This window comes from Paraburkholderia dipogonis (genome assembly GCF_042680985.1).
Taxonomy (GTDB): domain Bacteria; phylum Pseudomonadota; class Gammaproteobacteria; order Burkholderiales; family Burkholderiaceae; genus Paraburkholderia; species Paraburkholderia phytofirmans.
Map to the genome: position 1 here is coordinate 617,747 of NZ_JBHUFR010000016.1, position 26,377 is coordinate 644,123.

Sequence of the window (26,377 nt, forward strand, 5' to 3'; positions counted from 1 at the left end):
GCAACCCTGGCCGCCGTGCTTTTATGCGCGTGAGCGGCGATGCAAACCCACAGCGCATCATGGCTAGGGCGCATGCTCACGCCACGACGATCTCCGTGCCCAACGCGTGCAGCAGATCGCGCAGCGTCTCGGCCTGCGCCATTTTTGCGTCGCTGCGTAAATGAATCTGCAGCGCTCGCCCCGCGATGCCGTCGACGGGTTGCGCGAGCCATAACTCCACAGCGAGGCCCAATCCCTCGGGCCGGTTGACGACGACGGGTTCGATCACACGCGGCTTGAAACAGGCACTGTCGGACATGCGAGTCACCTCGGGACTGATGATGGTTCGCTTTCATCGTAGTCAGTGCGCCACGCCGGACCAAGCAACAAATCCGCGTTTGCTTAGCATGGGATGCTTAGCATAAAACACGCTGATTGCTGAAGGCTTGCGCGCGTCGCGCGTCGCGCGTCGCGCGCCGGCGGCGGCGCGTCAGACCGGTTCCGAACGATCGCTTACCAGTTCGGAGACGAGTTCCTTCACCACGGCGGCCGGCTCCGCGGCCACAACGGGCGCGGCCGCCGCGACGGCCTGCTGAGGAGCGCTCAGCGCGCCACGCGCGAGCGTCAGAAGATGATAGTAAAGCCGCGTGCTCAAGCCGTAGTTGTACGCGAACAGATGCGTGAAGGCGACCTTGAACCCGTCAAGCACCTGGCTGTTTCTGGCGTGAACCGACACCACGATCGGCGCGAGCCGGCGTAACGCCAGTTTGCGCGACGGTTCCAGCTGCGCCGGCAACTGCAACGCCTTGACGAACGCATACGCGCTGACCGTCGCCGCGACCGCCGTGCCGCGCGTGCTATGCGAGATCGAGCTTGCCGTCTTTCGATACACCGAGACATAGTCGTGCAGATAGAACACCTCGCGCGCCGCAAGACAGAGTTCGGTGCCGAATACGAAGTCGCAGCACACGCCGTATTCTTCCCGGTAGCCAATCCGCTGCACGAGTTCGGCGTTGGCCATCCAGCCGTTATTCGGAAACATCTGGATCAGACCGATTCGGCCCGGCTGCGACTGCAGGCCTTCGGCGTCCTTCGTGCGCCGGAATGCGGCGTTGAGCTTCGCGCTCGCCGCGAAGTCGATGGCACCGCCGTGATCGGCTTCGTACTGGTCGCCGAATGCCACATCGAGTTGCGGGTGGCGCAGCCATAGCGACACGAGCTTTTCGACGCCGTCCGTGGTGAGCAGGTCGTCGTCGTGGATCAGCAGGATCTTGTCGCCGCTCGCGCGCTCGAACAGGCTCGCGACATTGCGCGCCTGGCCGAGCGCCGGCTGATTTTTTACATAGCGCACGCGTGGTTCGTGCGCGTAACGGGCTGCGATCAACCGCTCAGTGCGCGCGTCCTTCGAGTCATCGCCGATCACGATCTCCAGATCGTCGTAGCTCTGCGCGAGACACGAGTCGATGCACGTTGCGATCAGCTCAGGGCGATCGCAGGTCGGCAGACAGATGGACACGTGGGGGCGTTGAGGGGGAGTCGAGGAGATGGACATGAGCGTCGCCTTTGTTATCTGTTGAGGGGCGGCAGCTGGTCCGCTTGGCGCACACGTCGCTGCAAGCAGAAAAATAGTCCATCACGCGGAAAAAATAATCGGTAAAAAACAGGAAGAAATGTTTGGCTTATGAAAGCCACCAGAAGGGAAAAATTTATGCGGCTTCGCTCGCGAAAAGCAGCAAAGCCGCTCCTGGATTGGCGCTGAATATTTCAGCCGACAGGCGGCTCGCCCTCGCCGGGCTTCTTGCCCGGATTATCCGATGGCGCCTGATCGCGCCCTTCGTCGTCGCGTTTGGGCAGCTTGCTCTTCTCGTTGTCGCTGTGCGCGGCTGGCTGCGGATGCTCGATATCGGCCGGTTTGTTCTTGGCCTGTTCTTTGGTTTCGCTCATGATCCTCTCCTGGTTGGATGACATGAGCAGTGCAGCAATCGGCAGACCCGGGCTCCTGCCTCATGTTCTGATCGGGGTTGGCCATCGTGCTGCGCGCACTGACAAACAAAGCCTTGACCCGTTCCCCTATTCAGCGCACCGTGCAAGGAGCACCCTACCTCCCGGGAGTACGACATGTCCCTCAACTTCCCGAATCCCAGCCGCAGCTACGACGCCTCCCATCACTGCGTGAATTTCTGGGGCTACGACAATGCGCGCGAGATCGCTTTTGCCGTCAACCGGTCGGTGATTTCGAATCTGAGCCCGAGCGTGGGCTCCGACGAACCAGCGGTGCTTGCCGCGTTCGACCAGCATCGCGAGCAGATTCTCACGCTCGCGCGCGGTCTGTACATTGGCGGCCCACAGAACCGTTACACGATTTCCTGAGGCGGCGCGGCGCGTTCTGGCGATGCGCGGACGTCGCCGAACACGGCCTCAAGCCGCCGTTTCGCGCGGCGCGCCGCCTGTCAGCGACACGATGAAATCGTAAAACGCCCGCACTTTCGCCGGCGGATGATGCCGCGAAGGATAGAGCGCATACAGCGGATAAACCTCGTCGCCCCAATCGGAAAATAGCTCGACGAGCTTTCCGCTCGCCATCAACGACTCGGTGCCGAGCGAGAGAATCTGCGCGACGCCCTGGCCCGCCGTGCAAACGCTGTGCAGGGTGCCCACGTCGTTCACGGTCAACCGACCCTGCGGCGCGATCACGATTTTCTTGCGGCCGCGATGAAATTCCCAACTGAACGGGTAGCCCGTGAGCGGATCGCGAAACTTGATGCAGACATGCTTGCCGCTTTCGAGTTCGGCGGGAGTCGCCGGGTGCCCGTGCTTCTTCAGGTACGACGGCGCGGCCACCGTGAGAATCCGCGTATCCAATAGTTTGCGCGCGATCAGCGTCGACACCGGCGGATCGCCGAAACGGATCGCGAGATCGAAGCCGTCGCCGACCAGATCGCCCGTCTGGTCGCGGGTGATCAGTTCGAGTTGCAGATCGGGATGCCTGTCGATAAAACTGCCCAGCCGCGGCCCGAGTACGAGGCGCGAAAAGAACGGGTCCATGTTCACGCGCAAACGTCCGCGCACGGCGGTCGCGCCCTGCGCGGCGGAAGCCGCCGCTTCTTCGAGTCCGCCCAGCAGCGGCACGATCTGTTCGTAGAAACGCCGGCCTTCGTCGGTCAGCGTAACGGAACGCGTGGTGCGGTCGAAGAGCCGGATGCCCAGACGCGCTTCGAGCCGCGCGACCGAACGGCTCACCCCGGATTGCGACATGTCGAGCGCTTCTCCGGCTGCCGCAAAACTCCCGCAATCGACAATCGCCGTCAAGACGCCCATGCCGTTCAGCATGCGCTCGTCGAATGGCATGTGATAGTCCTTGTTATTCGTTAATGCGTGACATGCTAACGCGAAAGCCCGTTTGAATTCACGCGCGGGCTCCGGGAAACGCCGCCTGGTAAGGTGCACGAATGATGTCGTGTCATGAGTGGCATGACAGCCAGGCTATCTCGTCAGTCGAGCGGCGGGCGTTAATCTGTTGGCGTTCGCCCGAAGCACCAAGACATGTGATTCTCGTCATGCGTCGGGCATATTCACGCTGAAGAAGGAACACATCCCGTGTCGCGAATTTTTATTACCGGTTCCGCCGATGGTCTCGGTCAAATGGCTGCGCGTCTGCTCGTCGAGGCCGGCCATCAGGTGTTGTCGAATGCGCTGGAGCCGGGTTGGGTGGCGACGAAATGGGTGGTCCCGGTGCACCGGACGATTTGCAGGCCGCGCCGAAAACTCAGGTATGGCTCGCCGTCAGCGACGGCCGGCGGCCACCGTCAGCGGCGTGTACTTCTATCGCATGAAGCGTTGCGAGACCCACCCGGCCGTGCGTGACGTCGCCGTCCAGTAGCGTTTGATCGAGGCGTGCGCGGGATTTTCCGGCATCTGCTTGCCGGACTGACGTGACGCAAGGCCTGGATCAGCGTCCCGCGCCCTGCGTCGCTGGCCCGCGCACCGGGCGCGAGGCAGGTGTTTCGTCGAGGTGACGAAACACCCACGCCGACACCAGCGTGATCAAGCCGACGCACACGAAGGCGAGCCGAAAACCGAGCGCCGCCGATCCGATTTGCGCCGAGAAAAGATTCACCAGTCCGCCGCCGATCGACACGCCCAGCCCGATGGCCAGCATCTGCACCATCGAAAAAAGGCTGTTGCCGCTGCCGGCATCTTCATGCGAGAGGTCTTTGAGCGTGACGCTGTTCATCGCCGCGAACTGCATGGAGTTGGCCGCGCCGAACACGGCCAGAATCGCGATCTCGACCACGAGCGGCGTGCCGCGCGTAATCAGTGCGAACGCAACGATCGACGAACCGACGACGATCGTATTGACCAGCAGGAAGGTGTCGTAGCCATAACGTCGCACGAGCGGCGCGATCCAGCGTTTGGCGACGGTGCCGGCGAGAGCGGCGGGCAGCATCATCAGACCGGAATGCAGCGGCGAGTAGCCCAGTTGCAATTGCAGCAGCAAGGGCACGAGAAACGGCACGGCGCTCGAACCGATGCGGCACACCAGATTGCCGATCAGGCCGACGCTGAAGTTCGGCTCGCGAAAGAGCGATAGCTTGAAGAGCGGATTCACGCGGCGTCTTGCATGCGGGATGTAGGCCAGCGCGCTTATTGCGGCGAGCGCGAACAGCGCCACCGACCATGCCGCGCGATGCGTGGGCATCGGCGAGTCGACGGCGAGCGAGAACGCGATCATGCACAACGAGAGCAACCCGCAGCCGACGAAGTCGAACGGCGGCGCCTTTGCTTCGCCATGCGACGGCAAGAAGCGCTGCACCGCGTACAGACCCACGGCGCCGATCGGCACGTTGATCAGGAAAATCCAGTGCCATGTGATCGCCTGAACGAACCAGCCGCCGAGCGTCGGCCCGGCGATCGGCCCGAGTTGCCCTGCCACCGAAATGAACGCGAGCGCCGCGACGTACTGGTCGCCCGTGACGCTGCGCAGGACGGCGAGCCGCCCGATCGGCAGCAGCATCGAGCCACCCACGCCTTGCAGCACGCGCGCCATCACCAGTTGGCCGAGCGTATGCGCGCTCGCGCAGCAGATCGAGCCGAGCACGAACACGAGAATAGCGGCGAAGTAGACGCGCCGTGTGCCGAAGCGGTCGGCGAGCCAGCCCGAGGCGGGCGTGAGCATCGCCATGGTCAGCGTGTAGGCGACCACGATCGGCTGCATCGCGAGCGGCGCCACGTGCAGGCTGTTCGCAATCGACGGCAGCGCGGTGTTGACGATCGTCGTGTCGAGCGACTGCATGAAAAAGCCGGCGGCGACGATCCAGAGCAGAGCGGTCTGGGAAGAATCCTTGGTCATCTTTTGACGGAGCGGCGGGGCGGCGGCATTGGGTGGCCACGCCAGCTCCGAGCATTCAGTGGAGCGATTCCGTCATCATATTGACATCCTCGTCAATCGGGAACCCCACTAGGGATGGTAACTGTTATCGACTTTGCCGATGAGCAGCGCGACAATGCTCCATGCTCAATCCCATCTGGCTCAAGACCTTTTCGACCGTCGCGGCCTGCCACAGCTTCACCGAGGCGGGGCGGCGGCTCGATCTGACGCAATCGAGCGTCAGCGAACACATCCGGCGGCTCGAGCAGAGCGTGGGCCGCCGTCTTTTCGTGCGCGACACCCATTCGCTCGCGATGACGCCCGACGGCGAAGCCATGCTCGCGCACGCCAGCGTGATTCTGCAGGCGCTCGCGCGGGCCGAATCGCAGTTTCGCGCGCCGCGTCTGAAAGGCCGCGTGCGGCTCGGTTCCTCGGACGACGTCGCGCTCGGCCCGTTGCCCACGGTGCTGGCGGCGTTTCGCGACGCGCATCCGGATGTCGAACTGGAAATCACCATCGGCATGACCGGCAAGCTGTATGAACTGCTCGACGCGGGCGTGATCGACCTGCTGGTCGGCAAGCGGCGTCTCGGCGACCGGCGCGGCGTGCCGCTCTTCACCGGGCGGCTGGAGTGGCTGGCGCGCGCCGGCACGCTGGTCGATCTGAGCCAGCCGTTGCCGCTGATTCTGGTCGCCGAACCGAGCGTGACGCGCGCGGTCGTGCTCGACGCGCTCGCCGAGGCGGGATTCAGCTGGCAACTGGTGTGCACGAGCAGCAGCCACGCGGGTTGCATCGCGGCGGCGCGCGGCGGGCTCGGCATTACGGTACGTCCGCAGTATCTGGCGGCGCGGGGTCTCGCGGCGCCCTTGAACATGGCGAGTCTGCCGACGCTGCCGTCGGTGGAATTCATCGCGCTGGCGGGGAAACGGCTCAGCAGGCCGGCGGGCACGCTATTGCAATTGCTGCATGACAGCGATCTGCGCGGGTCGTGGATCGGGGAATAGCGGCCAGGCGTGAGGTGTGAGGAGCCATGCCAGTTGTGTGTGTCATATAGCTAGGATTCCAGAATAACCCGCAGCGGCGTGCCGCTATCTGGTGGTTCGTCGATCGGAATCTATAGAAGCCGGCTAGCGGCGCCCACCGGCGAAACAGGCACGTCGCGGCCTGTTGCGCGTTTACCGCGTCCGCGAAATTTTGTTTTTTCACCGGAAGGCGAATCGTTATACTTTCCACATACGGTTCAGTGTTCCATATAAGGAACAATTAATCGATCACGTGCGCGGGGGCCGTACGTCATAAGCCAGAGCGCCAGAACCAGCCAGAGCGATAAAAACCACGATGACCAAGAATCTGACCATCAATCTTCGGATCGCGATCACCATCGCGTTTCTCGGCGTGCTGCTGATCGCCACCGGCGTGCTTGGCATTCTCGGCATGCGTGAAAGCAACTCGGCGCAGCGCGACGCCTACACGGTGCATTTCGCGTCCGTCGTCGCGCTCGGCAAATCGGGCACGGCCATGTCGCGGGCGCGTTTCGGGCTTGACTGGGCGATGAGCAATCCGCGCTCCCCGCAACTGAATGCGCAACTCGAACGCGCGCGCATGCTGCTTGGCGATTCGGATAAATGGTGGAACAGCTTTCGCGATCTGCCGAAAACGCCCGAACTGCAACGCCTCACCGACGACCTCGACGCGAAGCGCACCGCCGTGCGCCGCGACGGCATCGACAAACTGATCGAGGCGATCCGCACGGGCGACGCGAGCTGGATGGACGAAAGCCGCGCGAACCGTTTGATCGGCCTTTACACGGCGATGAACGCGAGCCAGGGCGCGCTGGAGGACTATCTGAACCAGCAGGCGAGCGACGCCAGCGAGCGGTCCGCCGCGCTCTTTCATACGCTGCTGGCCGCGTGCATCGGCAGCACGCTGCTGGGGCTGACGGTTGCGTTCATCAGTTGGCGCACGCTGCGCCGCGCGATCATGGCGCCGCTGAACGACGCCTTGCGCCAGTTCGACGCGATCGCCGCCGGCGAACTGACGACCCGCGTGCCGATTCGTTCGAACGACGAAATGGCGACACTCTTGCGCGGCGTCGCGTCGATGCAGGACAAGCTCGGCGCCACGGTCACCACGGTGCGAGCCGGCTCGCATTCGATCGCGTCGTCGACGCAGCAGATCGCCGCCGGCAATCTCGATCTCTCGCAACGCACCGAGGAACAGGCGGCATCGCTCGAAGAAACCGCGGCGGCGATGGAGCAGCTCACGTCGACCGTGCAACTGAACGCGGAGAACGCGCATCACGCGAGCGAACTCGCGTCGCGTGCTTCGGAGATGGCCGCGCGCGGGCGCACTTCAGTCGGCAGCATGGTGGAGACGATGCGCGTGATTCACGCGGGTTCGTCGAAAATGACCGGCATCATTACCGCGATCGAAGGCATTGCGTTTCAGACCAATATTCTCGCGCTGAACGCGGCGGTCGAAGCGGCGCGCGCGGGCGAGGAAGGGCGAGGTTTCGCGGTAGTGGCGGGCGAGGTGCGCAGTCTCGCGCAGCGTTCGGCGGCGGCCGCGAAGGAAATCGGCACGCTGATCGCGGAGTCGACTTCGCGCGTCGAGAGCGGCGCGGGGCTGGTCAATGAAGCGGGCGAGACGATGCAGGAAATCGAAGCCGCGATCGACCGCGTGGCGCGAATCGTCGGCGAGATTGCGGCGGCTTCGAAAGAGCAGAGCGAGGGCATCAGGCAGGTGAGCCTCGCCGTCACGCAGATGGACGAGGTCACCCAACATAATGCGGCGCTGGTCGAGGAGAGCGCGGCGACCGCGAACTCGCTCGCGGATCAGGCGCGGCAATTGAGCGAATTGACCGCGGCCTTCAAAGTCGCGAGCGATGCGGCGCAGCGCGAACCTGCTTTCTAACTCAACTTAGTCGATGTGCCTTTGAGCGCGTGGCGCTCAGGCCGGCAGCTTGCGGAACGAAATCGCGAAGCGGTTCCATGCGTTGATCGCGGAGACCAGCAGCGTGAGATCGACCAGTTCCTCGTCGCTGAAGTGCGGGCGCACGGCTTCCCATACAGCGTCGGGCACGTGCTCCTGCGATACCAGCGTCAGCGCTTCCGTCCATTCGAGCGCGGCGCGTTCGCGATCCGTGAAGAACGGCGTTTCACGCCAGACCACCACGGTGGCCAGGCGGCGATCGGTTTCGCCGCCCTTGCGGGCGTCGGTGGTGTGCATATCGACGCAGTACGCGCAGCCGTTGATCTGCGAGGCGCGCAGACGAACCAGTTCGGTCAGCGATTTTTCGAGCGCCGATTTGCCGATGCGTTCTTCAACGCCGATCAGGGCCTTGATCGCGGCGGGGTTGGCTTTGTAGAAGTCGAGACGTTGTTCCATGATTCACTCCTGAGTCGGGTTGGACGCATTCCGTGATGCGATGAGTGAAGATTAGGCGCTTGACTGGTTCTGGGAAATAACCGATTTCGGCTATTTTTAGGTAACCACTTCGAACCGGCGGCGACAAACGCGTGAGCTGAGCCGAGCGTCCTTACCGGTGGTAATGGCATCGTTGCCGGCCATCGGCTGATTCGGTATGGTGGGTCATTCACCCATCTATTTATCCGAAGAGATTGCGCATGACTTCCGCTGCAGACCAACAACCGCCGCCGATCCGCACCGATGTCCTGATCGTCGGCGCCGGCCCCGTGGGGCTTTTCGCCGCTTTCGAGGCGGGCGTGATCGGCCTGTCCTGCCAGATCGTCGACGGGCTCGACAAGGTTGGCGGCCAGTGCATCGAGCTCTATCCGGACAAACCGATCTACGACATTCCCGCGATTGCGTCGTGCACCGCGCGTGAGCTGGTCGAGCGGCTGCTGGCGCAATGCAAGCCTTTCGATCCGCCTATCCATCTCGAACAGCGGGTCGAGTCGGTCGAACAAAACGACGCTGGACGCTGGACGGTACGCACCGATCGCGGCCTCGTGTTCGATGTCGCGGCGATCCTGCTCGCCGCCGGCAACGGCGCATTCGTGCCGCAGAAGCTGGCGCTTGCCGAAGCCGTGCCGCTGGAGTCGCGTCATGTGCACTACAGCGTGCCGCGTCTCGCTGACTTCGCCGACAAGGTCGTGGTCGTGGCCGGCGGCGGCGATTCCGCGCTCGACTGGGCGCTGGCGCTGCGCAAGGTCGCGCGCCGGGTGACGCTGGTGCACCGGCGCAGCGGTTTCAGTGCGGCCGATTCGAGTGTGGCGTCGATGCGGCGCGCGGTCGAGGCGGGCGAGATGGACTTTATCGTCGGTGCGATTGCGGGGCTCGACGTCGAAGGCGATGCATTGAAATCGATCACGTTGCGACATATCGAGGGCGAGACGCAACTCGCGGCCGAGCATCTCGTCGCGCTCTATGGACTGGTTGCCGATCTCGGGCCGATCGCGCAATGGGGGCTATCGATTCACGCCGGGCGCGTCGATGTGGATACGTCGAATTACGAGAGCTCGCGGCCCGGCATCTTCGCGGTGGGCGACATCGCCAATTATCCGAACAAGCAGAAGCTGATTCTGTCGGGTTTTCATGAGGCGTCGCTGGCGCTGCGCCGCGCGTACTCGTACGCTTATCCGGACAAAAAGCGCGTGCATGTGCATTCCAGCTACGACGCAAAGCTGGCGGAAAAGGTCAGCGCCGCCGGGTGATTATCTTGCGGAGATATCGAGTCCCTGATTGATCGAGCCGGTAGTGATCCGCAGGTCACTACCGGCTCTTTTCTACACGCCGTTATTTCCCGGCGGGTTGACTCGCGGCCGCGGCCGCGCTGGCTTCTTTGTCCTTCTTCTTGGCCTCGTGATGGCCGATCGCGCAGCCGGCCGCCGCGCCCGCTACGCCGTGGTCACCCGCGACGTGGCCGGCCACGCCGCCCACGACCGCGCCTTTCGTACAGCCCTCGGCTTGCGCGGCGGTGCAGGTGAGTGCCAGCGCGGCAGCGAGAGCAAGGGTGGTGAATGCCTGTTTCAATTGCGACTCCTGTTATTTGATGATGGTGCGATCAGGGAGTAGCAATTGCGGGGCCCGGCGATCCAGCCGGCGCTTTTCTCGACGCGAACGCTGGCGCCGGGCCTTTCTTGCGGACCTCAGGTGAAACCATAGGCGAAGCAGGCGGTGATTGGCGGTGTATGCTTTTGGCCGTAGACCTTATTCTTGACCACAATGAAACAGCTCGATGTCCCTTCCGCAGGCGAAAACGACAAGTCCGCCACAGTCCCGGATTCGGCCCACCCGAGCGCGGCTGTCGAGATCGATTACTGGGCGCTGCTGCAGGCAATCGAAGACTATGCGATCTTTCTGCTCGATCCGACGGGACGGATCGTGAGTTGCAATGCCGGCGGCCACAAGCTGACGGGCTACTCGGACCAGGAGATCGTCGGCGAGCACTTTTCGCGCTTCTATACCGAGGAGGCCGTGGCGCGCGACTGGCCCGCCTACGAACTGCAGCAGGCGTCGCTGACCGGCCGCTTCGAGGACACAGGTTGGCGTAAGCGCAAAGACGGCTCGACCTTCTGGTCGAATGTCGTGATCACGTCGATGCGCAACGACGCGGGCATACTCACCGGCTTTGCCAAGATCACGCGTGATCTGAGCGCGCAACGCGAGTACGTCGAAGCGCTGCGTCAAAGCGAAGAGCGTTTCCGTTTGCTGGTCGACTGCGTCAAGGACTACGCGATCTTCATGCTCGATCCGCAAGGCTACGTGGTGAGCTGGAATTCGGGCGCCGCGCGCATCAAAGGCTATACGCGCGAGGAAATCGTCGGCCGGCATTTCTCGACCTTCTACGTGCCCGAGGAAGCGGCGGCGGGCAAGCCCGCGCGCGAACTGGCGATCGCCCGGCAGCTCGGCCACGTCGAAGACGAAGGCTGGCGCGTGCGCAAGGACGGCACGACCTTCTGGGCCAACGTCGTCATCACCGCGGTGCATGACGAATCGAACCGGCTGCGCGGCTTCGCCAAGGTCACGCGCGACCTGACCGAGCGGCGTCAACGTGAAGAACTGGAACGTTCGGGCGAACGCATGCGCCAGTTTCTCGCGACCCTCGCCCATGAATTGCGCAATCCGCTGGCGCCGGTCCGCAACGCGATCGGCGTGATGCAACTCGAAACCGGCGTGAGTCCCACGCTGGCGCGGTCGCGCGACCTGATCGACCGTCAGGTCACGCACCTCACGCGCCTCGTCGACGATCTGCTCGACGTCGGCCGCATCATGTCGAACAAGGTTGAGTTGCGCCTTGGCCGTGTCGATCTGGCCGAGGTCATGGCGCGCGCGATCGAGGCGGCCCGGCCGTTTACGGATGCGCACGAGCAGCGGATCGTCCAGCATATGCCCGACGACCCGGTGATCGTGCGCGGCGACATGACGCGCATCGTGCAGGTGTTGCAGAACCTCTTGCACAACGCCGCGAAATTCTCGCCGGTCGGCAGCGCCATCGAGGTCGCGGCGCGCATCGACTACCACATGGCCGTGCTCGAAGTGCGCGATGCGGGTTGCGGCATTCCGGTGCGCTCGCTCGACAGGATCTTCGAGCTGTTCGCTCAGGAAAAGGACGGGCAGAATTCCGGCGAGGGCGGTCTCGGCATCGGCCTCACGTTGTGCAAGTCGCTCGTCGAGCTGCACGGCGGCAGCATTATCGCGAGCAGCGAAGGGCCGGGCTGCGGCAGCACCTTCACGCTGAGTCTGCCGCTGGCCGCCGCGCTGCCCGAGGCGACGGGCGATGAGGCGAACGCGGCGAACACCGAAGTCGGGCCGCTGCGCATTCTGCTGGTCGACGACAACTGCGATTCGGCCGACAGTCTCGCCATGCTGCTCGAACTCAAAGGCCACGAAGTGCGCATTGCCTACGAGGGCGAGCAGGCGGTGCAGGTCGCGCCGCGCTTCGTGCCTCACCTCGCGGTAATCGACATTGCGATGCCGAAGATGGACGGCTACGCGACCATCGCGGCGCTGCGCGCGATGCCCGAACTTGCCCATACCCTGTACGCCGCCATGACCGGCTTCGGCCACGCGAGCGATCGTGAGCGTACCCGCGAAGCCGGTTTCCATGCGCATCTCGTGAAGCCGGTTGGACTCGATCTGTTCGATGCTCTGCTGGCCGACGTGGAAGCGCGGCGCAGCGGACGCGGTCCCGGTTAGCCCTTCGACCGGGGCACGCTTCCGTCATACCAGCGCGGTGTGACGGCTTGGGTGCATCGGTATTCCTGATTCCTGAAGAAAAGTGGTGCGTGTCCCGGCGTTCGCCGCCGGAGGCACGCCGCTTGCTGAAGATCTTTCGTGCGCGGCGGCCTTCGAGAACCGCCGCCAATCGATCGAACAGCTTCAGGGAGGCACGATGCTCGATACGCGTGATCGTGCGGCCGGCGTCAATGCGCGGCCGCCGCAAAGCTCCGCCATGACCGCGTCCCGCAATTTCTATGCAGCCGCGAGCGGCGCCCGGAACGACGCGCAACCTGCCGGGTCGCTTGAAAAATTTCTGCGTGACACGCCTTTCGATCCCAACGACTCCGCCGCGCTCGGCGCCGTGTTGCGCGCGCTGGTCAAACGCGGCTTTGACCGCGCGCCTTTTTTGCCCTTGCCCGGCCACGGCGAGACGCTCGCGCGCTGGCGCAGCCTCGCTGCGGTGGCCGCATGCGATCTCGGACTCGTCAAGCTGTTCGAAGGACACACGGATGCGCTCGCGATTCTCGCCGAGCTTCACGGCCCCACGCCGCCCGCGGATAGCCGCTGGGGTGTCTGGGCTGCCGAGCCGCCCGATGCGCGCGTGCAGGCGCTCAAAGTAGGAATCCGAAGCGACGGCGCAGACCTTCGTCTCACCGGCACCAAAGCCTGGTGCTCAGGCGCGCGCGTCGTCACCCATGCGCTCGTTACCGCATGGTTGGACGATGAGCCGGTGCTGGCGGCCGTCGCAATGAATCAGCCGTCCATCTCGATCGACACGTCGAAGTGGCAAGCGGTCGGCATGCAGGCCACGGCAAGCGCCGACGTGAGTTTCGATCACGCAGCGGCGACACTCGTGGGCGGCGCGCATGGCTATGTAAAGCGTCCCGGCTTCTGGCACGGCGGCGCCGGTATCGCCGCGTGCTGGTATGGGGCCGCCGCGCAGATCGGCCGGATGCTGCGCGACGCGTGCACGCAGCGCGTGGATCCGCATCGGCTTGCTCATCTCGGCGCGGTAGAGGTGGCATTGGCGGCCGCGGCCGCGGTATTGCGCGAGACCGCCGCGCATATCGACGCCAATCCGCTAGCCGACTCGCAACGCGAGACCATGCGCGCGCGCCTCGTGGTGGAAGAGGCCTCGACTGCCGTAATGAATCACGCGACGCGTACGCTGGGCGCCGGCCCGTTGTGTCGCAACGCGCGCTTCGCGCGTGCGCTGGCGGATCTGCCGGTGTTCCTGCGGCAGAGCCACGCGGAGCGCGATCTCGCCGCGCTCGGCGAACTGATCGCAGCGGCGCAAGCCGCCGACGGCCGCGACGATGCTGACGCCGGAGGTGCACCGTGGACGCTCTGACGCCATGCACGGAGGGCCGCTGACATGAGCTCACCGGCTACCTACTTCGATGAACTCTATCGACACAGCGACGATCCGTGGAAGCTGCGCGAAGGCTGGTACGAGAGCCGCAAGCGTGCGTTGACGCTCGCGTTGCTGCCGCGTCCGCACTACCAGAACGCCTTCGAACCCGGCTGCGCGAATGGCGAACTGACCGTTGAGCTGGCGAAGCGCTGCGAGATGCTGCTCGCGGCGGACCTGCACGAGCGCGCGGTGGAACTGGCGCGCGAGCGCGTCGCCGGCATGGCGCACGTGCGTGTCGAACAGCGCACGGTGCCGCGTGAATGGCCGACCGAGGCCGGCCCATTCGATCTGATCGTCATCAGCGAGTTCGCGTACTACCTCGATTCGGCCGAGCTCGAAACGCTGGCTTCACGGATCGCCGCCTCGCTCACCACGGACGGCACGCTGCTCGCCTGTCATTGGCGCCGGCCCTTCGCCGAAGCGCTCGAATCCGCCGACGCCGCGCATGCGCTATTCGATGCGCGCTGCGGCCTCACGCGTCTCGCGCATCACGATGAAGCCGATCTGCTGATCGATGTCTGGTCGCGCGACGCACGCTCGGTCGCGCAACGCGAGGGGCTCCTATGATCGGCGTGATCGTTCCGGCGCATAACGAAGAGGCGTTGCTCGCGCCTTGTCTCGCTGCCTTGATCGCTGCTTCGCGCCACGAGGATCTGGCGGGCGAAACGGTGCGCATCGTGGTCGTGCTCGATGCATGCGACGACTTCACCGGCGCGATCGCGCGAGCCTACGGCGTCGAGACGCTCACGCTGAAGGCGCGCAATGTCGGCATCGCGCGCGCGACCGGTGCGGACTTCCTGCTCGCGGACGGCGCGCGCTGGCTCGCGTTCACCGACGCGGACAGCCGCGTCTCGTCGGGCTGGCTGGTCGCGCAGCTTTCGCTGGATGCGGACGCGGTGTGCGGCTCGATTGCCGTCGACGACTGGACCGCGCATCCGCACAGCGTGCGCGAATATTTCCGCAAGACTTACGTGGATGCCGACGGTCATCGTCACATTCACGGTGCGAACCTCGGCGTGTCGGCCGACGCCTACCGGCGCGCGGGCGGCTTTCCGCCGCTCAAATGCAGCGAGGATGTCGCGCTGGTCGACCGGCTCATCGCGATCGGCGCGCGCATCGCATGGAGCGCGGCGCCGCGCGTCATTACGAGCGCGCGCGCGGCGGCTCGCGCCCGGGGCGGCTTCGGCGATACGCTTGCTTCGTGGGCGGCCGCCGGATAGCGGTCGGCGCTCGCTGTCAAAGGAGGGCGGCATGATGGAAGCGACCTTGCTGCTATTCGGTCAAGGCAGGACGCTCGACCCGCTGCAGATGGCCATGCGCGCGATCGTCGTGTTTCTGATCGCGCTGGTGCTGATCCGGATTTCGGGCCGGCGCTCGTTCGGACAACGCTCGCCGTTCGATCTGGTGGTGGTGATCCTGCTCGGCGCGACATTGAGCCGGGCCATCGTCGGCGCGTCGCCGTTTATCGCCACGGTGGCGGCATCGTTCATCATCGTCATCTGTCACCGGGCGCTGGCGTGGGCGTGCATGCGCTCGCGCGCGCTGGAGCGGCTGGTGGGCGGCGTCGAGCGCGAGGTGTTCAGCAACGGCAAGTTCAACGCGCGCGAGATGGACGCCGCGCTGATCAGCCGAACCGACGTTCAGGAAAGCGTGCGGCAGAAAACCGGCTCACGTTCGATGGAAAACGTGGCCGCGGCGATTCTCGAACGCAACGGCGAAGTGAGCGTGATCCGCAAAGAGGCGTGAGTCGAACGGGTCAGCCCCGGCCGCCGCGCGCGATTTCCTCGCCGGCGCCTTGCGGCATGCGCAGCGTGACCGGAATCGACGCGAACGAGCAGAGCCCGACCACCAGAAACGCCGGCCAGAAATCCGACCATGTGATGCCCGGATGCCCATGCAGCACGCGCGAAATCTGCAGCACGATGCCGCCGATCGTCACGCCGAGGCCGAGCGACATCTGCTGCACGACGCTGCCGAGACTCGTGGCGCGGCCTACGTCGCGGGTCGCGATTTCCGCGTAAGTGAGCGAGTTCAGACTCGTGAATTGCAGCGCCGGGAAGAAGCCGCCGAGCAACACGACCACCCAGATGATCCAGGTCGGCGTGCCGGGGAAAAACAGTCCGCAGGCCGCGATCGAAAGTCCCGACAACGCGGCGTTGACGACCAGCACTGAACGGAAACCGAAACGATGCAGCACGCTCGAGGCGACCGTGCGCATGAACATGCCGCCGAACGCGGACGCGCAGGTGATCAGGCCGGATTCGAAGGCGCTCATGCCGTGACCTTCCTGCAGCATCAGCGGCAACAGGAACGGCAGTGCGCCGAGACCGATCCGGAACAATGAACCGCCGAGCACGCTTGCCTGGAACGTCGGCACCTTGAAAAAGCGCAGGTCCAGCAACGGCAGCGGGACGCGCTGCGCGTAGGCGACATAGCCCGCGAGCAGAACCGCGCCGCATGCGCACATGCCGAACGCGTCGCGATTCGAAATCAGTTCGCCGCCGACCAGCGACAGCCCGAGCAGAAGCAGCACCGCACCCGCCGCCGACAGAAAAAAACCGATCCAGTCGAGCGGCCCGGGATCCGGCTCGCGCGTGTTGGCGATGTGCTTGTTGGTCAGATAGATGCCGAGAATGCCGATCGGCACGTTGATGAAGAAAATCAGACGCCAGTGCAGATAGGTCGTGATGAAGCCGCCGAGCAACGGCCCCGCGGCGGGGCCGAGCATCGCGGGGACGCTCAGATAGTTCATCGCGCGGATGAAGTCCGCCTTGTGCACGACCCGGAAGATGATGATCCGCCCGACCGGCACCATCATCGCGCCGCCCACGCCCTGCGCGAAACGCGCGAGCGTGAAGGTGGCGAGAGAATTCGAGGCCGCGCACAGCAGCGAACCGGTCACGAAGATGCCGATCGCCGTGCGGAAGATCGTGCGCGCGCCGAACCGGTCGGCGAGCCAGCCGCACACGGGGATGAACACGCCGAGTCCCAGCACGTAGCTCGTCACCGCGATTTTCAGGGTGACCGGATCGCGCCCGAAGTCGCGCGCCATGGCGGGCAGCGCGGTCACGATCACATTGGCATCGACGCTTTCCATGAACATCGCGCACGCGACGATCAAGGGCGCAATCAGGGCTTTCTGGACGGCAGTCATGAAGGCGGGATGCCGCGAACGGTAGCGGGCAAAGGGGTCATTATTGCACCTGTACGGTGCGGATTGTTAACAGCGCGGCAGCCGATATCACCCTTTTTAAGACTGGGACGGCCGCGCTTGTAACCGTCAGGCAGAGGTCCACGGTTTTATTGATATTTGTTGCAGTGCGGCAGGAGATGGCTATAATCGGGTTATTGCCTAGGTATAAACCCTATATAGGAGTCCGCCATGAACACCGCTTCCAACGCTTCCGCCGTCCGCGCTACTGTCGCCGCCAACAACACGTTCCTCGGCAAGCTGCGCGCCCTGGCTCTGCATGCACTGAACCTGCATCTGCAAAACTGCGCCGTGATCGCGGAAGCGCATCGCCGTCCGGAGTAAGACGAAGGCCGCGCCGCATGCGCTGACCGGTAGAGCGGGGCGCGGACATGTGCAGCGAGCGCTGCGCGATCCGCTTCCTCCGTCATTCGAATCTCGTTGCAGCGGTCACACGCGCGTAATTCGCGCCTTTGAGCGGCTCTCGTGACGCCGCTCGAGTTCCAATCTCGTACGGCATCGGACCGTACGTCGTAGCCGGTTCAGTCGCGGGCGCGGCTCGACACCGTCACTGCGCTCTTGCGTTCCCTGGTCGCTCGCGTGGCCAGCGCGCTCATCAACAGCGCCATCGACACCAATCCGACCAGATACACGCCCGCCATCATCCAATCCTGTTCCGCCATTTTCATTCTCCTTCGAGTACCGAATTCACCCGGCAAGTGCGCCGCGTTTCACTAAGCTATTGCTCTCGATTACGGCACGCGGAGAGAAAATCTTGATGCTGTGCTTCAACGCTTCGCGCGATACGGCATGCGCATGCAATCGACGCAACGTCGAATCTTCATTCGCAGCGCGCAAATAGCGTTTAAACTTCAGCCCCCTGTCAGCTATCAGGCGCGCCTCAATCGCGCCGCAATCGGCAATATCGACCGCTTATTCACGCAAATCGCCGTGGCGCGCCGCGCGGCGCTGTCAGATCCAATGGCGTTATCAGGTTAAACCCCCGCAATACGGCTGACGCTGTCAACCTTTTTACCTCTGTGCCGTTATCCATTTGTAATCGCCATTAACCGGCGATGCCGCGGCAGACGATCCGTCGTCGCAACAGCTCCAGGCAAGGCCCAGCATTGACCATGTTCCATCGATATAACTATAAATTCGACCGGCTAGGCGCGATGTTCGACCGGGCATCGAAAACGCTCGGCAACCGGGGACTTCTCTCGCCCCTGCTCGCGCTTGGAATTGGCGCGTTGCTGCTGGTCGTCTTGCAACACCTCTCGCAAGCAGTCGACTATCGCTCGGTGATGCGCGAGTTGCGTCGACTGACGGCCGGCGAATGGAGCGCCGCGCTCGGCGCCACCGCACTTAGCTACGTGGCGCTGGTCGGCCGCGATGCCGTTGGTTTGCGCTATCTGGGCGCGGCCGTGCCGCGTGTGGCGTTGTGGATCGGCGCAACGGCGGGCTCGGCGCTCGGCAACGCCACCGGTTTCGGCGCGCTGACCGGCGGCGCCGTGCGCGCGCGCGTTTATGGCGTGGCGAGCGTCACGCCCGCGCAGATCGGCCGCATGACGGTGTTCACGAGTGTGTCGCTCGCGCTCGCACTGGTGCTGATGACGGCGCTCGGCATGGTCGGCGTGGCCGGCACGCTCGCGCCGATGCTGCATCTCGAACCGGTCACGTTGCGTTGGATCGGCATGGCGCTGCTCGCCGCGCTCGCATTGGCGGCGGCCGCCTGCCGCGACGAAACGCGCCAGGTGCGCACGCGCTGGCAGTGGCTTTCGTTCGATATCCCGGCACGCCGCGACCTGCTCGCGCAAGTGGCCCTGGCGGTGCTCGACGTGGTGGCCGCCGGCCTCGCCTTATGGGCGCTGCTGCCGCATGCGGACGTGAGCTTCGTGACCTTCATCACGGTGTACGCCGCGGCCATGCTGCTCGGCATGATCGGCCACACGCCCGGTGGCGTCGGCGTGTTCGAAGCGGCGATGGTGTTCACGCTGAACGGCAGCGTGCAAACGCATCAGATGGTTGCGGCCTTGCTCGCGTATCGCGCGATTTACTTCGGTGTCCCGTTGATCGTCTCGGCCGCGCTGCTCGCCGGTTTCGAAGGCCGCGCGCTGAAAAGCCGTTTGCCGCTGCAGCATGCCGCTGCGGCGTCGAAGCTCGCGCCGCTGTTTCTGAGTCTCGTCACCTTTGTGGTCGGCGGCATGCTGGTGATTTCCAGCGCGACGCCCGCGTTCTGGCAACGCATTCACATGCTGCGCAACGTGCTGCCGCTGTGGGTGCTCGAAAGTTCGCAGATGCTCTGCAGCGTGCTCGGTGTGCTGCTGCTGTTCGTCGCGCGTGGTTTGCTGCGGCGCCTGGACGCCGCGTGGTGGATGACGCTTCTGCTGGCGGTGCTGAGTCTCGCGTTGTCGCTGACCAAAGGTCTCGCGTTCGTGGAAGCCGGTGTGCTGGGCATGCTGGTCGTGTTGCTGCTGTCCACGCGCAGGCGTTTTAACCGTCATTCGTCGCTGTTCGCGGAGCGCTTTACGGCGGGCTGGCTGGTGTCGGTCGCAATGGTGCTGATGCTGGCCACATGGGTCATGCTGTTTGCTTTCCGCGACGTGCCGTACACGCGCGACCTGTGGTGGCAATTCGCCTTCGACGAACGCGCGCCGCGTGCATTGCGCGCGACGCTGGCCGCCAGCCTGTTCGCTGCGACGTTCTCGTTCTGGCAGTTGCTGCGTCCCGCGCCGGGGCGCTTCGTCAAACCGGCGCCGCAAGATCTGCACGACGCGGCGCGCATCGTACGCGCGCAGGAACGCAGCGACGCCGGTCTCGCGCTGATGGGCGACAAGAGCTTCCTGTTCTCCGAGTCGCGCAAGGCTTTCCTGATGTACGCGAAATACGGCCGCACGTGGGCCGCTTTGCACGATCCGGTGGGACCGCGCGAAGAGTGGGCCGGTCTGATCGGCAAGTTCGTCGCGCTAGCGCACACGCACGGCGGGCGCGCTGCGTTCTACCAGGTGCGGGCCAACGCATTGCCGCTGTACCTCGACGCCGGCCTCACGCTGATGAAGCTCGGCGAGGAAGCGCACGTCGTGCTCGACGATTTCGACCTGAAGGGCTCGCATCGCGCGCATCTTCGCTATGCGTTAAAGCGTGGCGAGCGCGATGGCTTCGCCGTCGAAGTGATCGATCAGGCGAACGTGCCGGCTTCGCTCGACACGTTGCGCGAGATTTCCGACGGTTGGCTCGACAGCCGCGACGCGCGCGAAAAGAGCTTCTCGGTCGCCGCCTTCACGGACGAATACCTCGCCGCGCAATCGGTGATGCTGGTGCGCCAGAACGGCGCGCCCGCCGCCTTCGTCACTTTCATGACGACCGACATGAACACCGAGGCGACCGTCGGCGTAATGCGTCACGTGGAAAGCGCGTCGCCGTATGCGATGGAATATCTCTTCACGCAGTTGGCGCTGCATCTGAAGCAGGCGGGTTTCCGCTCGCTCAGTCTTGGCATCGCGCCGCTCTCCGGCATGCAGCCCACGCCGCTGGCGTCGCGCTGGCACCGGTTCGCCGGCATCGTATGGCGCTTCGGCGGCCGTTTCTATAACTTCCGCGGACTGCGTGCTTTCAAGAGCAAGTTCCAGCCGCATTGGGAGCCGCGCTATCTCGCGGCGTCGGGTTCGGTCGGCGTGTTCTTCACGCTCGCGGACCTGTCATTGCTGGCAGGAGGCCGGCGTTCATGACATTGCATTCGTTGTTCAAGCTCGCTCTCGCAGCGAGCCTCGTGACCGGTGGCGCGTTCGCGCACGCGGCAACCACCACGGTGCCCGGCGGCCGTTATGGCGACGTCACCGTCACTCAGCCGATGGGTCCCGGTCCGTTACGCGGCTTCGTGGTGCTGTACTCGCAAGCGAGCGGCTGGAGCGCGGCGGATCAGCAGAGCGCCGATGCGCTCGCCAAGGCCGGTGCGTTGACCGTCGGAGTCGACACGGCTCGCTACGCCGCCAATCTGGCCGCGAAGAAAGAGGCCTGCCACCAACTGGTGGGCGATGCGGAAGCGTTGAGCCATCAGCTCGAACGGCAATCGAAGTCGAGCCATTATTTCGCGCCGATCGTCGCGGGCACGGGGCAGGGCGCCACGCTCGCCATGCATGTACTCGAACAGGCGCCGTCGAATACGATTGCCGGCGCGGTCGCGGTGGATGCCGAGCACACGCTCGATGCACGCTTTCAGCCTTGCCCGCCGGACCCGACGATTATCCGCGACAAGGTGCCGGGTTTCGTCGAAAAGGCGGCTACGGGTAACGCCGATCGCGCGCGCCTCGTCGCGTTGCTCACGCCGCATTTGCAGGCCGTGTCGACGAGCGACGACGACGTCTCCGATCTGCCGCTCATCGAATTGCCGGCGGCGCATCCGAACGGCCTGATGGCGATCGTGATTTCCGGCGATGGCGGCTGGCGCGATCTCGACAAGACGATCGCGCAGGCTTTGCAAAAAGACGGCGTCTCCGTGATCGGTTGGGACAGCTTGCGGTATTTCTGGAGCGAGAAGCCGCCCGCGCAAACCAGCCGCGACCTCGCGCGCGTGATGCAAACCTACGGCGCGCGCTGGAATGCGCAGCATATCGCGCTCGTCGGCTATTCGTTCGGCGCGGATGTGATGCCGTTCGCCTATAACCGTCTGCCGGAAGCGTTGCGCGCGAAGGTCTCGCTGATCGCGCTGCTCGGCTTCGCGCCCGATGCCGATTTTCAGATTCGCGTGGGCGGATGGCTCGGCATGCCGGCAAGCGACAAGGCGTTGAAGGTCCAGCCGGAATTGACGCGTGTGCCGCCCGCCATCGTGCAATGTTTCTACGGCGAGAACGAGAAGGACACCTTGTGTCCGACGCTGACCAAAACCGGCATCGAAGTGATTCGCACGTCTGGCGATCATCACTTTGGCGGCGATTACAACGCGCTTGAAAAGCGCATTCTTGGCGCGTTCAGGAAGCAGAGCGGGGTGCATTGATCGTCGCATCGTGCAGACTCGGCGTCGTCGTCACGATGCTGTTTATGACTGCGGGTAAGCGTGGCGGCGAGCCCGCGTCGCATCCATGCGGAGAACTCGCCGCGACGAGCATGGCAATTAACGGGGATTGACAAAGCGTCTCAAGTCAACGAAGATCGAACGCATGAACTGCCTCCACATCCGTATTGCGCTGATTATTAGCATCATTCATCGAATGGTGGGTTAGCGCGCGTCGGATAGCAGTGACACATAACCCGCCCCACGAGGCGGGTTTTTTTATGTCCGCTTGCAGCCTGCCTCCTGGTGAACTCTCTGCTGATTCGTCCTTGCCGCACAGGAGCTTGCCTTGTCGTTACACCAACTCAAACAGATGGCGGAAGCCGCCGATAGCGTCGCGCTGCGCCACGACTACCTGAAAAAAACCCTGACCGCGCGCGTCTACGACGTGGCCCGCGAGACCGAACTCGAACGCGCGCCGAATCTGTCAGCGCGTCTGCGCAATCCGGTCTATCTGAAGCGCGAGGACAACCAGCCGGTGTTCTCGTTCAAGGTGCGCGGCGCGTACAACAAGATGGCGCATATTCCTGCTGAAGCGTTGGAACGTGGCGTGATTACGGCGTCGGCGGGTAATCATGCGCAGGGCGTGGCGCTGTCGGCGGCGCGTATGGGCGTGAAGGCCATCATCGTGGTGCCGGTCACGACTCCGCAAGTGAAGGTCGACGCGGTGCGCGCGCACGGCGGCCCGACCGTCGAAGTGGTGCAGTTCGGCGAGTCGTATAGCGATGCTTACGGTCACGCGGTAAAGCTGCAGGAAGAGCGCGGCCTGACCTTCGTGCATCCGTTCGACGATCCGTATGTGATCGCCGGCCAGGGTACGGTCGCGATGGAGATTCTCAGCCAGCATCAGGGGCCGATTCACGCGATCTTCGTGCCGATCGGCGGCGGTGGACTGGCGGCGGGCGTGGCTGCGTACGTGAAATCCGTGCGCCCCGAGATCAAGGTGATCGGCGTGCAGACGGACGATTCGTGCGCGATGGCGGCGTCCCTGAAAGCCGGTGAGCGGGTCACGTTGAATGAGGTCGGTCTGTTCTCGGACGGCACCGCGGTGAAGTTGGTCGGCGAAGAAACCTTCCGCCTGTGCAGCGAATATCTCGACGACGTGCTGCTCGTGAACACCGACGCGCTCTGCGCCGCCATCAAGGACGTCTTCCAGGACACCCGCAGCGTGCTGGAGCCCGCGGGCTCTCTGGCCGTGGCCGGCGCCAAGCAGTATGCGGAGCGCGAAGGCATCGAGAACCAGACGCTGATCGCGATCACGTCGGGCGCGAACATGAACTTCGACCGCATGCGCTTCGTGGCCGAGCGCGCCGAAGTCGGCGAAGCGCGCGAAGCGGTGTTCGCCGTGACGATCCCCGAGGAGCGCGGCAGTTTCCGGCGCTTCTGCGAACTGGTCGGCACACGCAGCGTCACCGAATTCAACTACCGTATTGCGGATGCGAACTCCGCCCATATTTTCGTGGGCGTGCAGATCAGGAATCGCAGCGAGTCCGCGCAGATCGCGGGCGCGTTCGAAGCGCACGGCTTCGCCACTGTGGATCTCACGTTCGACGAACTCTCCAAGCAGCACATCCGCTACATGGTCGGCGGCCGCTCGCCGTTGGCACACGACGAACGTCTGTTCCGTTTCGAGTTTCCCGAGCGGCCGGGCGCGCTGATGAAGTTCCTCTCGTCGATGGCGCCGAACTGGAATATCAGCCTGTTCCACTATCGCAACCAGGGCGCGGACTACAGCTCGATTCTGGTCGGCATCCAGGTGCCGGACAGCGAGAACGCGGCGTTCAACAAGTTTCTTGCCACGCTCGGCTATCCGAACTGGGAAGAGACGCAGAATCCGGTGTATCGACTGTTCCTCGCTTCGTAGCGTGGCTCGGTGTTTACCTTGATCCCGTGGAATACAACCTGAAGGATGAGTCGTCGAGCGAATGGGCCACAAGCCCCGTCTGGACGGCGTTAGGGCCCGACTGCGCCTACCGGCTGCACGCGCCCGACCACGACTTCTATCTTTAAATTAGATACGGCCTATCCGCCATATCGCGTTGCGCGATACCGTACGTGATCGTCACACTGAGCGCAAATCTAACGCCGCATTCAGGAGACAACTCATGCGTACCCAAGTTGGCATCATCGGTGCCGGGCCTGCGGGCCTGCTGCTTTCCCATCTTCTCCACTTGCGCGGCATCGACTCAGTCGTACTCGAGTCGCGCAGTCGCGATCAGATCGAATCCACCATCCGCGCCGGCGTGCTCGAGCAAGGCACGATGGACCTGTTGACCGAAGCCGGCGTCGGCGCACGGATGAAAGCGGAGGGCGCGCTGCATCACGGCTTCGAGCTGGCTTTCGAAGGCAAGCGGCGCCGCATCGATCTGACCGGACTCACGGGACACTCGATCACGGTCTACGCGCAGCACGAAGTGATCAAGGATCTCGTCGCGGCGCGCGTGGCCGACGACGGCAAGCTGCGTTTCGGCGTCTCGGAGACGTCGATTCACGGCATCGATACCGACACGCCGTCGATCCACTATCGCCACGAAGGCGAAGCGTACGAATTGCAGTGCGACTTCGTGATCGGCTGCGACGGTTCGCAAGGCGTATCACGTGCATCGATTCCCCACGCGTTGCGCAGGGATTTCGAACGCGTGTACCCGTTCGGTTGGTTCGGTATCCTGTGCGAAGGGCCGCCGTCGTCGGACGAATTGATCTACGCGCGCCACGAGCGCGGCTTCGCGCTGATCAGCACGCGCTCGCCCAATGTGCAGCGCATGTATTTCCAGTGCGATCCGAAGGATTCCGTCGAGAACTGGTCCGACGACCGCATCTGGGCAGAACTGCATGCACGAGTCGACTCGCATGACGGCCAGCAGATCGTCGACGGCGAGATCTTTCAGAAGAACATTGTCGGCATGCGCAGTTTCGTATCGAACACCATGCAACATGGCCGGCTGTTTCTCGCAGGCGACGCGGCTCATATCGTGCCGCCCACCGGCGCGAAGGGTATGAATCTGGCGGTGGCCGACGTGCGCGTGCTGACCGAGGCGCTGAATGCGTTCTACGTAGAGAATCGCATGGATCTGCTCGACGGTTACAGCGCAACAGCGCTCAAACGCATCTGGCGCGCCGAGCATTTCTCGTACTGGATGACCAGCATGATGCACCGTATCGAAGGCGCGTCGCCTTTCGAGCAGCAGCTTCAGGTGGCCGAACTGGAATACGTGACGACGTCGCGCGCGGCGGCCACCGCGATGGCGGAAAACTACGTCGGCATCGCAGGCGCTCAGGCGTGAACGGGCAGGGCGCCTGGCCGGATTGACACAAGCAAACGCCTTCGAAAACTATTCATAGGGACGCACCTCGCGCTGTCATTTTGCCAGGGTAAGCTGTGCCTTTGGTGCGTTCTCAATATAGGGGCAGAGGTCAATGCGGCGTGTGATATTCAACCAGAAGGGCGGTGTGGGAAAATCGACCATCGTATGCAACCTGGCGGCCATCAACGCCAGCGAGAACTTGCGTACGCTGGTCATCGATCTGGACCCGCAAGGCAACTCCAGCCAGTATCTTCTCGGCAAGCAGGCCAGCGATCTCAAGCCCAATGTCGCGGACTTCTTCGAAACGGCTTTGAGCTTCAGTTTCCGGCCGACACCGGCCTCGACGTTCATCCACCCCACGCCGTTCGAGAACCTTCATGTGATGCCCTCGCATCCGGATCTCGACACGCTGCACGGCAAACTCGAATCGCGCTACAAGATCTACAAGCTGCGCGACGCGTTGAACGAACTGGATGAGTACGACGCGATCTACATCGACACACCACCGGCGCTGAATTTCTATACCCGCTCAGCGCTGATCGCGGTGGAACGCTGCCTGATTCCGTTCGACTGCGACGACTTCTCCCGTCGCGCGCTGTACACGCTGCTCGACAACGTCAAGGAAATTCAGCAGGACCATAATCCCGGACTGGAAGTCGAAGGAATCGTGATCAACCAGTTTCAGCCGCGCGCAAGTCTGCCGCTTCAGCTGGTCGAGGAACTGATCGGCGAGGGCTTGCCTGTGCTGGAGTCGCGACTGTCCACGTCCGTGAAGATTCGCGAGTCGCACCAGTACGCGAAGCCGATGATTCACTTCGATCCCCGTCACAAGCTCGCTCAGGAATTCGTGGCGTTGCATCGGGAATTGATCGACTAGTGGGCGCCG

25 protein-coding genes are annotated in these 26,377 nt (G+C 63.9%); 16 read left to right on the forward strand and 9 right to left on the reverse strand.

Going from position 1 to position 26,377, the window contains the following annotated elements; genetic code table 11:
* Nucleotides 1–76 precede the first annotated feature (76 nt).
* From ACFSNN_RS22920 to ACFSNN_RS22930, 3 genes are all read right to left on the reverse strand, one after another.
* Nucleotides 77–298, reverse strand: coding sequence for a hypothetical protein (locus ACFSNN_RS22920; protein ID WP_134455867.1), 222 nt, complete (start codon nt 296–298; stop codon nt 77–79).
* 171 nt (nt 299–469) lie between these two features.
* Nucleotides 470–1,531 carry a glycosyltransferase family 2 protein gene (locus ACFSNN_RS22925; protein ID WP_134455868.1) on the reverse strand — a complete coding sequence of 354 codons (1,062 nt, stop codon included), beginning with the start codon at nt 1,529–1,531 and terminating at the stop codon, nt 470–472.
* Nucleotides 1,532–1,743: 212 nt separating this feature from the next.
* Entirely contained in the window at nt 1,744–1,923 is a 180-nt protein-coding gene (locus ACFSNN_RS22930; protein ID WP_134455869.1) for a hypothetical protein, read from the reverse strand.
* 174 nt (nt 1,924–2,097) lie between these two features.
* Here ACFSNN_RS22930 and ACFSNN_RS22935 point away from each other — a divergent pair, with 174 nt between their 5' ends.
* Nucleotides 2,098–2,349 carry a DUF1488 family protein gene (locus ACFSNN_RS22935; protein WP_012433247.1) on the forward strand — a complete coding sequence of 84 codons (252 nt, stop codon included), beginning with the start codon at nt 2,098–2,100 and terminating at the stop codon, nt 2,347–2,349.
* Nucleotides 2,350–2,397: 48 nt separating this feature from the next.
* Here ACFSNN_RS22935 and ACFSNN_RS22940 read toward each other — a convergent pair whose 3' ends face one another.
* Together ACFSNN_RS22940 and ACFSNN_RS22945 are read right to left on the reverse strand one after the other, a co-directional pair.
* Nucleotides 2,398–3,327, reverse strand: a complete 930-nt coding sequence (locus tag ACFSNN_RS22940) for a LysR family transcriptional regulator (protein WP_134455870.1) — start codon at nt 3,325–3,327, stop codon at nt 2,398–2,400.
* A 601-nt stretch (nt 3,328–3,928) separates the two neighbouring features.
* Complete coding sequence (locus ACFSNN_RS22945; RefSeq protein ID WP_134455871.1) at nt 3,929–5,329, reverse strand: DHA2 family efflux MFS transporter permease subunit; 1,401 nt, start codon at nt 5,327–5,329, stop codon at nt 3,929–3,931.
* 161 nt (nt 5,330–5,490) lie between these two features.
* Between ACFSNN_RS22945 and ACFSNN_RS22950 the strand changes: the two genes are divergently transcribed.
* Both ACFSNN_RS22950 and ACFSNN_RS22955 read left to right on the forward strand, forming a co-directional pair.
* A complete protein-coding gene (locus ACFSNN_RS22950; RefSeq protein WP_134455872.1) occupies nt 5,491–6,351 on the forward strand; it encodes a LysR family transcriptional regulator in 861 nt (286 codons plus the stop codon).
* Nucleotides 6,352–6,685: 334 nt separating this feature from the next.
* Nucleotides 6,686–8,260 carry a methyl-accepting chemotaxis protein gene (locus ACFSNN_RS22955; RefSeq protein ID WP_134455873.1) on the forward strand — a complete coding sequence of 525 codons (1,575 nt, stop codon included), beginning with the start codon at nt 6,686–6,688 and terminating at the stop codon, nt 8,258–8,260.
* 36 nt (nt 8,261–8,296) lie between these two features.
* Here the strand turns inward: ACFSNN_RS22955 and ACFSNN_RS22960 are convergent, their stop codons facing one another.
* On the reverse strand, nt 8,297–8,734 hold the full coding sequence (locus tag ACFSNN_RS22960) for a carboxymuconolactone decarboxylase family protein (protein WP_134455874.1): 438 nt from the start codon (nt 8,732–8,734) through the stop codon (nt 8,297–8,299).
* A gap of 239 nt (nt 8,735–8,973) precedes the next feature.
* Between ACFSNN_RS22960 and ACFSNN_RS22965 the strand changes: the two genes are divergently transcribed.
* Complete coding sequence (locus ACFSNN_RS22965; RefSeq protein ID WP_134455875.1) at nt 8,974–10,023, forward strand: NAD(P)/FAD-dependent oxidoreductase; 1,050 nt, start codon at nt 8,974–8,976, stop codon at nt 10,021–10,023.
* An 82-nt stretch (nt 10,024–10,105) separates the two neighbouring features.
* Here ACFSNN_RS22965 and ACFSNN_RS22970 read toward each other — a convergent pair whose 3' ends face one another.
* The gene (locus tag ACFSNN_RS22970) at nt 10,106–10,342 is read right to left on the reverse strand and encodes a hypothetical protein (protein WP_134455876.1); all 237 of its coding nucleotides are present in this window, start codon (nt 10,340–10,342) and stop codon (nt 10,106–10,108) included.
* Nucleotides 10,343–10,534: 192 nt separating this feature from the next.
* Here ACFSNN_RS22970 and ACFSNN_RS22975 point away from each other — a divergent pair, with 192 nt between their 5' ends.
* From ACFSNN_RS22975 to ACFSNN_RS22995, 5 genes are all read left to right on the forward strand, one after another.
* Entirely contained in the window at nt 10,535–12,508 is a 1,974-nt protein-coding gene (locus ACFSNN_RS22975; protein WP_134458802.1) for a PAS domain-containing hybrid sensor histidine kinase/response regulator, read from the forward strand.
* Nucleotides 12,509–12,704: 196 nt separating this feature from the next.
* A complete protein-coding gene (locus ACFSNN_RS22980) occupies nt 12,705–13,883 on the forward strand; it encodes an acyl-CoA/acyl-ACP dehydrogenase (RefSeq protein ID WP_134458804.1) in 1,179 nt (392 codons plus the stop codon).
* 24 nt (nt 13,884–13,907) lie between these two features.
* Nucleotides 13,908–14,513, forward strand: a complete 606-nt coding sequence (locus tag ACFSNN_RS22985) for an SAM-dependent methyltransferase (protein ID WP_134455877.1) — start codon at nt 13,908–13,910, stop codon at nt 14,511–14,513.
* Complete coding sequence (locus ACFSNN_RS22990; RefSeq protein ID WP_134455878.1) at nt 14,510–15,166, forward strand: glycosyltransferase family 2 protein; 657 nt, start codon at nt 14,510–14,512, stop codon at nt 15,164–15,166. Before ACFSNN_RS22985 ends, ACFSNN_RS22990 begins: the two co-directional genes overlap by 4 nt.
* 31 nt (nt 15,167–15,197) lie before the next feature.
* On the forward strand, nt 15,198–15,692 hold the full coding sequence (locus ACFSNN_RS22995; RefSeq protein ID WP_134455879.1) for a DUF421 domain-containing protein: 495 nt from the start codon (nt 15,198–15,200) through the stop codon (nt 15,690–15,692).
* A 10-nt stretch (nt 15,693–15,702) separates the two neighbouring features.
* On the opposite strand, the gene ACFSNN_RS23000 is transcribed toward ACFSNN_RS22995, so the two are convergent.
* Nucleotides 15,703–17,100, reverse strand: coding sequence for an MFS transporter (locus ACFSNN_RS23000; protein ID WP_134455880.1), 1,398 nt, complete (start codon nt 17,098–17,100; stop codon nt 15,703–15,705).
* 228 nt (nt 17,101–17,328) lie between these two features.
* Here ACFSNN_RS23000 and ACFSNN_RS23005 point away from each other — a divergent pair, with 228 nt between their 5' ends.
* Complete coding sequence (locus tag ACFSNN_RS23005) at nt 17,329–17,481, forward strand: hypothetical protein (RefSeq protein WP_166799215.1); 153 nt, start codon at nt 17,329–17,331, stop codon at nt 17,479–17,481.
* A 197-nt stretch (nt 17,482–17,678) separates the two neighbouring features.
* Here ACFSNN_RS23005 and ACFSNN_RS23010 read toward each other — a convergent pair whose 3' ends face one another.
* Nucleotides 17,679–17,819: a hypothetical protein gene (locus ACFSNN_RS23010; protein ID WP_166799216.1), complete on the reverse strand. Its 141-nt coding sequence runs from the start codon at nt 17,817–17,819 to the stop codon at nt 17,679–17,681.
* A 133-nt stretch (nt 17,820–17,952) separates the two neighbouring features.
* Here ACFSNN_RS23010 and ACFSNN_RS23015 point away from each other — a divergent pair, with 133 nt between their 5' ends.
* The 6 genes from ACFSNN_RS23015 to ACFSNN_RS23040 all read left to right on the forward strand — a co-directional run bounded on the left by ACFSNN_RS23015 (nt 17,953) and on the right by ACFSNN_RS23040 (nt 26,368).
* Nucleotides 17,953–18,135 carry a hypothetical protein gene (locus ACFSNN_RS23015; protein ID WP_134455881.1) on the forward strand — a complete coding sequence of 61 codons (183 nt, stop codon included), beginning with the start codon at nt 17,953–17,955 and terminating at the stop codon, nt 18,133–18,135.
* Nucleotides 18,136–18,311: 176 nt separating this feature from the next.
* Nucleotides 18,312–20,864, forward strand: a complete 2,553-nt coding sequence (mprF, locus tag ACFSNN_RS23020; RefSeq protein WP_244322841.1) for a bifunctional lysylphosphatidylglycerol flippase/synthetase MprF — start codon at nt 18,312–18,314, stop codon at nt 20,862–20,864.
* Nucleotides 20,861–22,129 (forward strand): virulence factor family protein, encoded by a 1,269-nt coding sequence (locus ACFSNN_RS23025; RefSeq protein WP_134455883.1) that lies wholly within the window; start codon nt 20,861–20,863, stop codon nt 22,127–22,129. The genes mprF and ACFSNN_RS23025 overlap by 4 nt, the downstream gene beginning before the upstream one ends.
* A 370-nt stretch (nt 22,130–22,499) precedes the next feature.
* Complete coding sequence (gene ilvA, locus ACFSNN_RS23030) at nt 22,500–24,050, forward strand: threonine ammonia-lyase, biosynthetic (RefSeq protein WP_134458805.1); 1,551 nt, start codon at nt 22,500–22,502, stop codon at nt 24,048–24,050.
* Nucleotides 24,051–24,291: 241 nt separating this feature from the next.
* Nucleotides 24,292–25,470 carry a 4-hydroxybenzoate 3-monooxygenase gene (locus ACFSNN_RS23035; protein ID WP_134455884.1) on the forward strand — a complete coding sequence of 393 codons (1,179 nt, stop codon included), beginning with the start codon at nt 24,292–24,294 and terminating at the stop codon, nt 25,468–25,470.
* Between the two features lie 133 nt (nt 25,471–25,603).
* Entirely contained in the window at nt 25,604–26,368 is a 765-nt protein-coding gene (locus tag ACFSNN_RS23040; RefSeq protein WP_134455885.1) for a ParA family protein, read from the forward strand.
* Nucleotides 26,369–26,377: the final 9 nt, after the last annotated feature.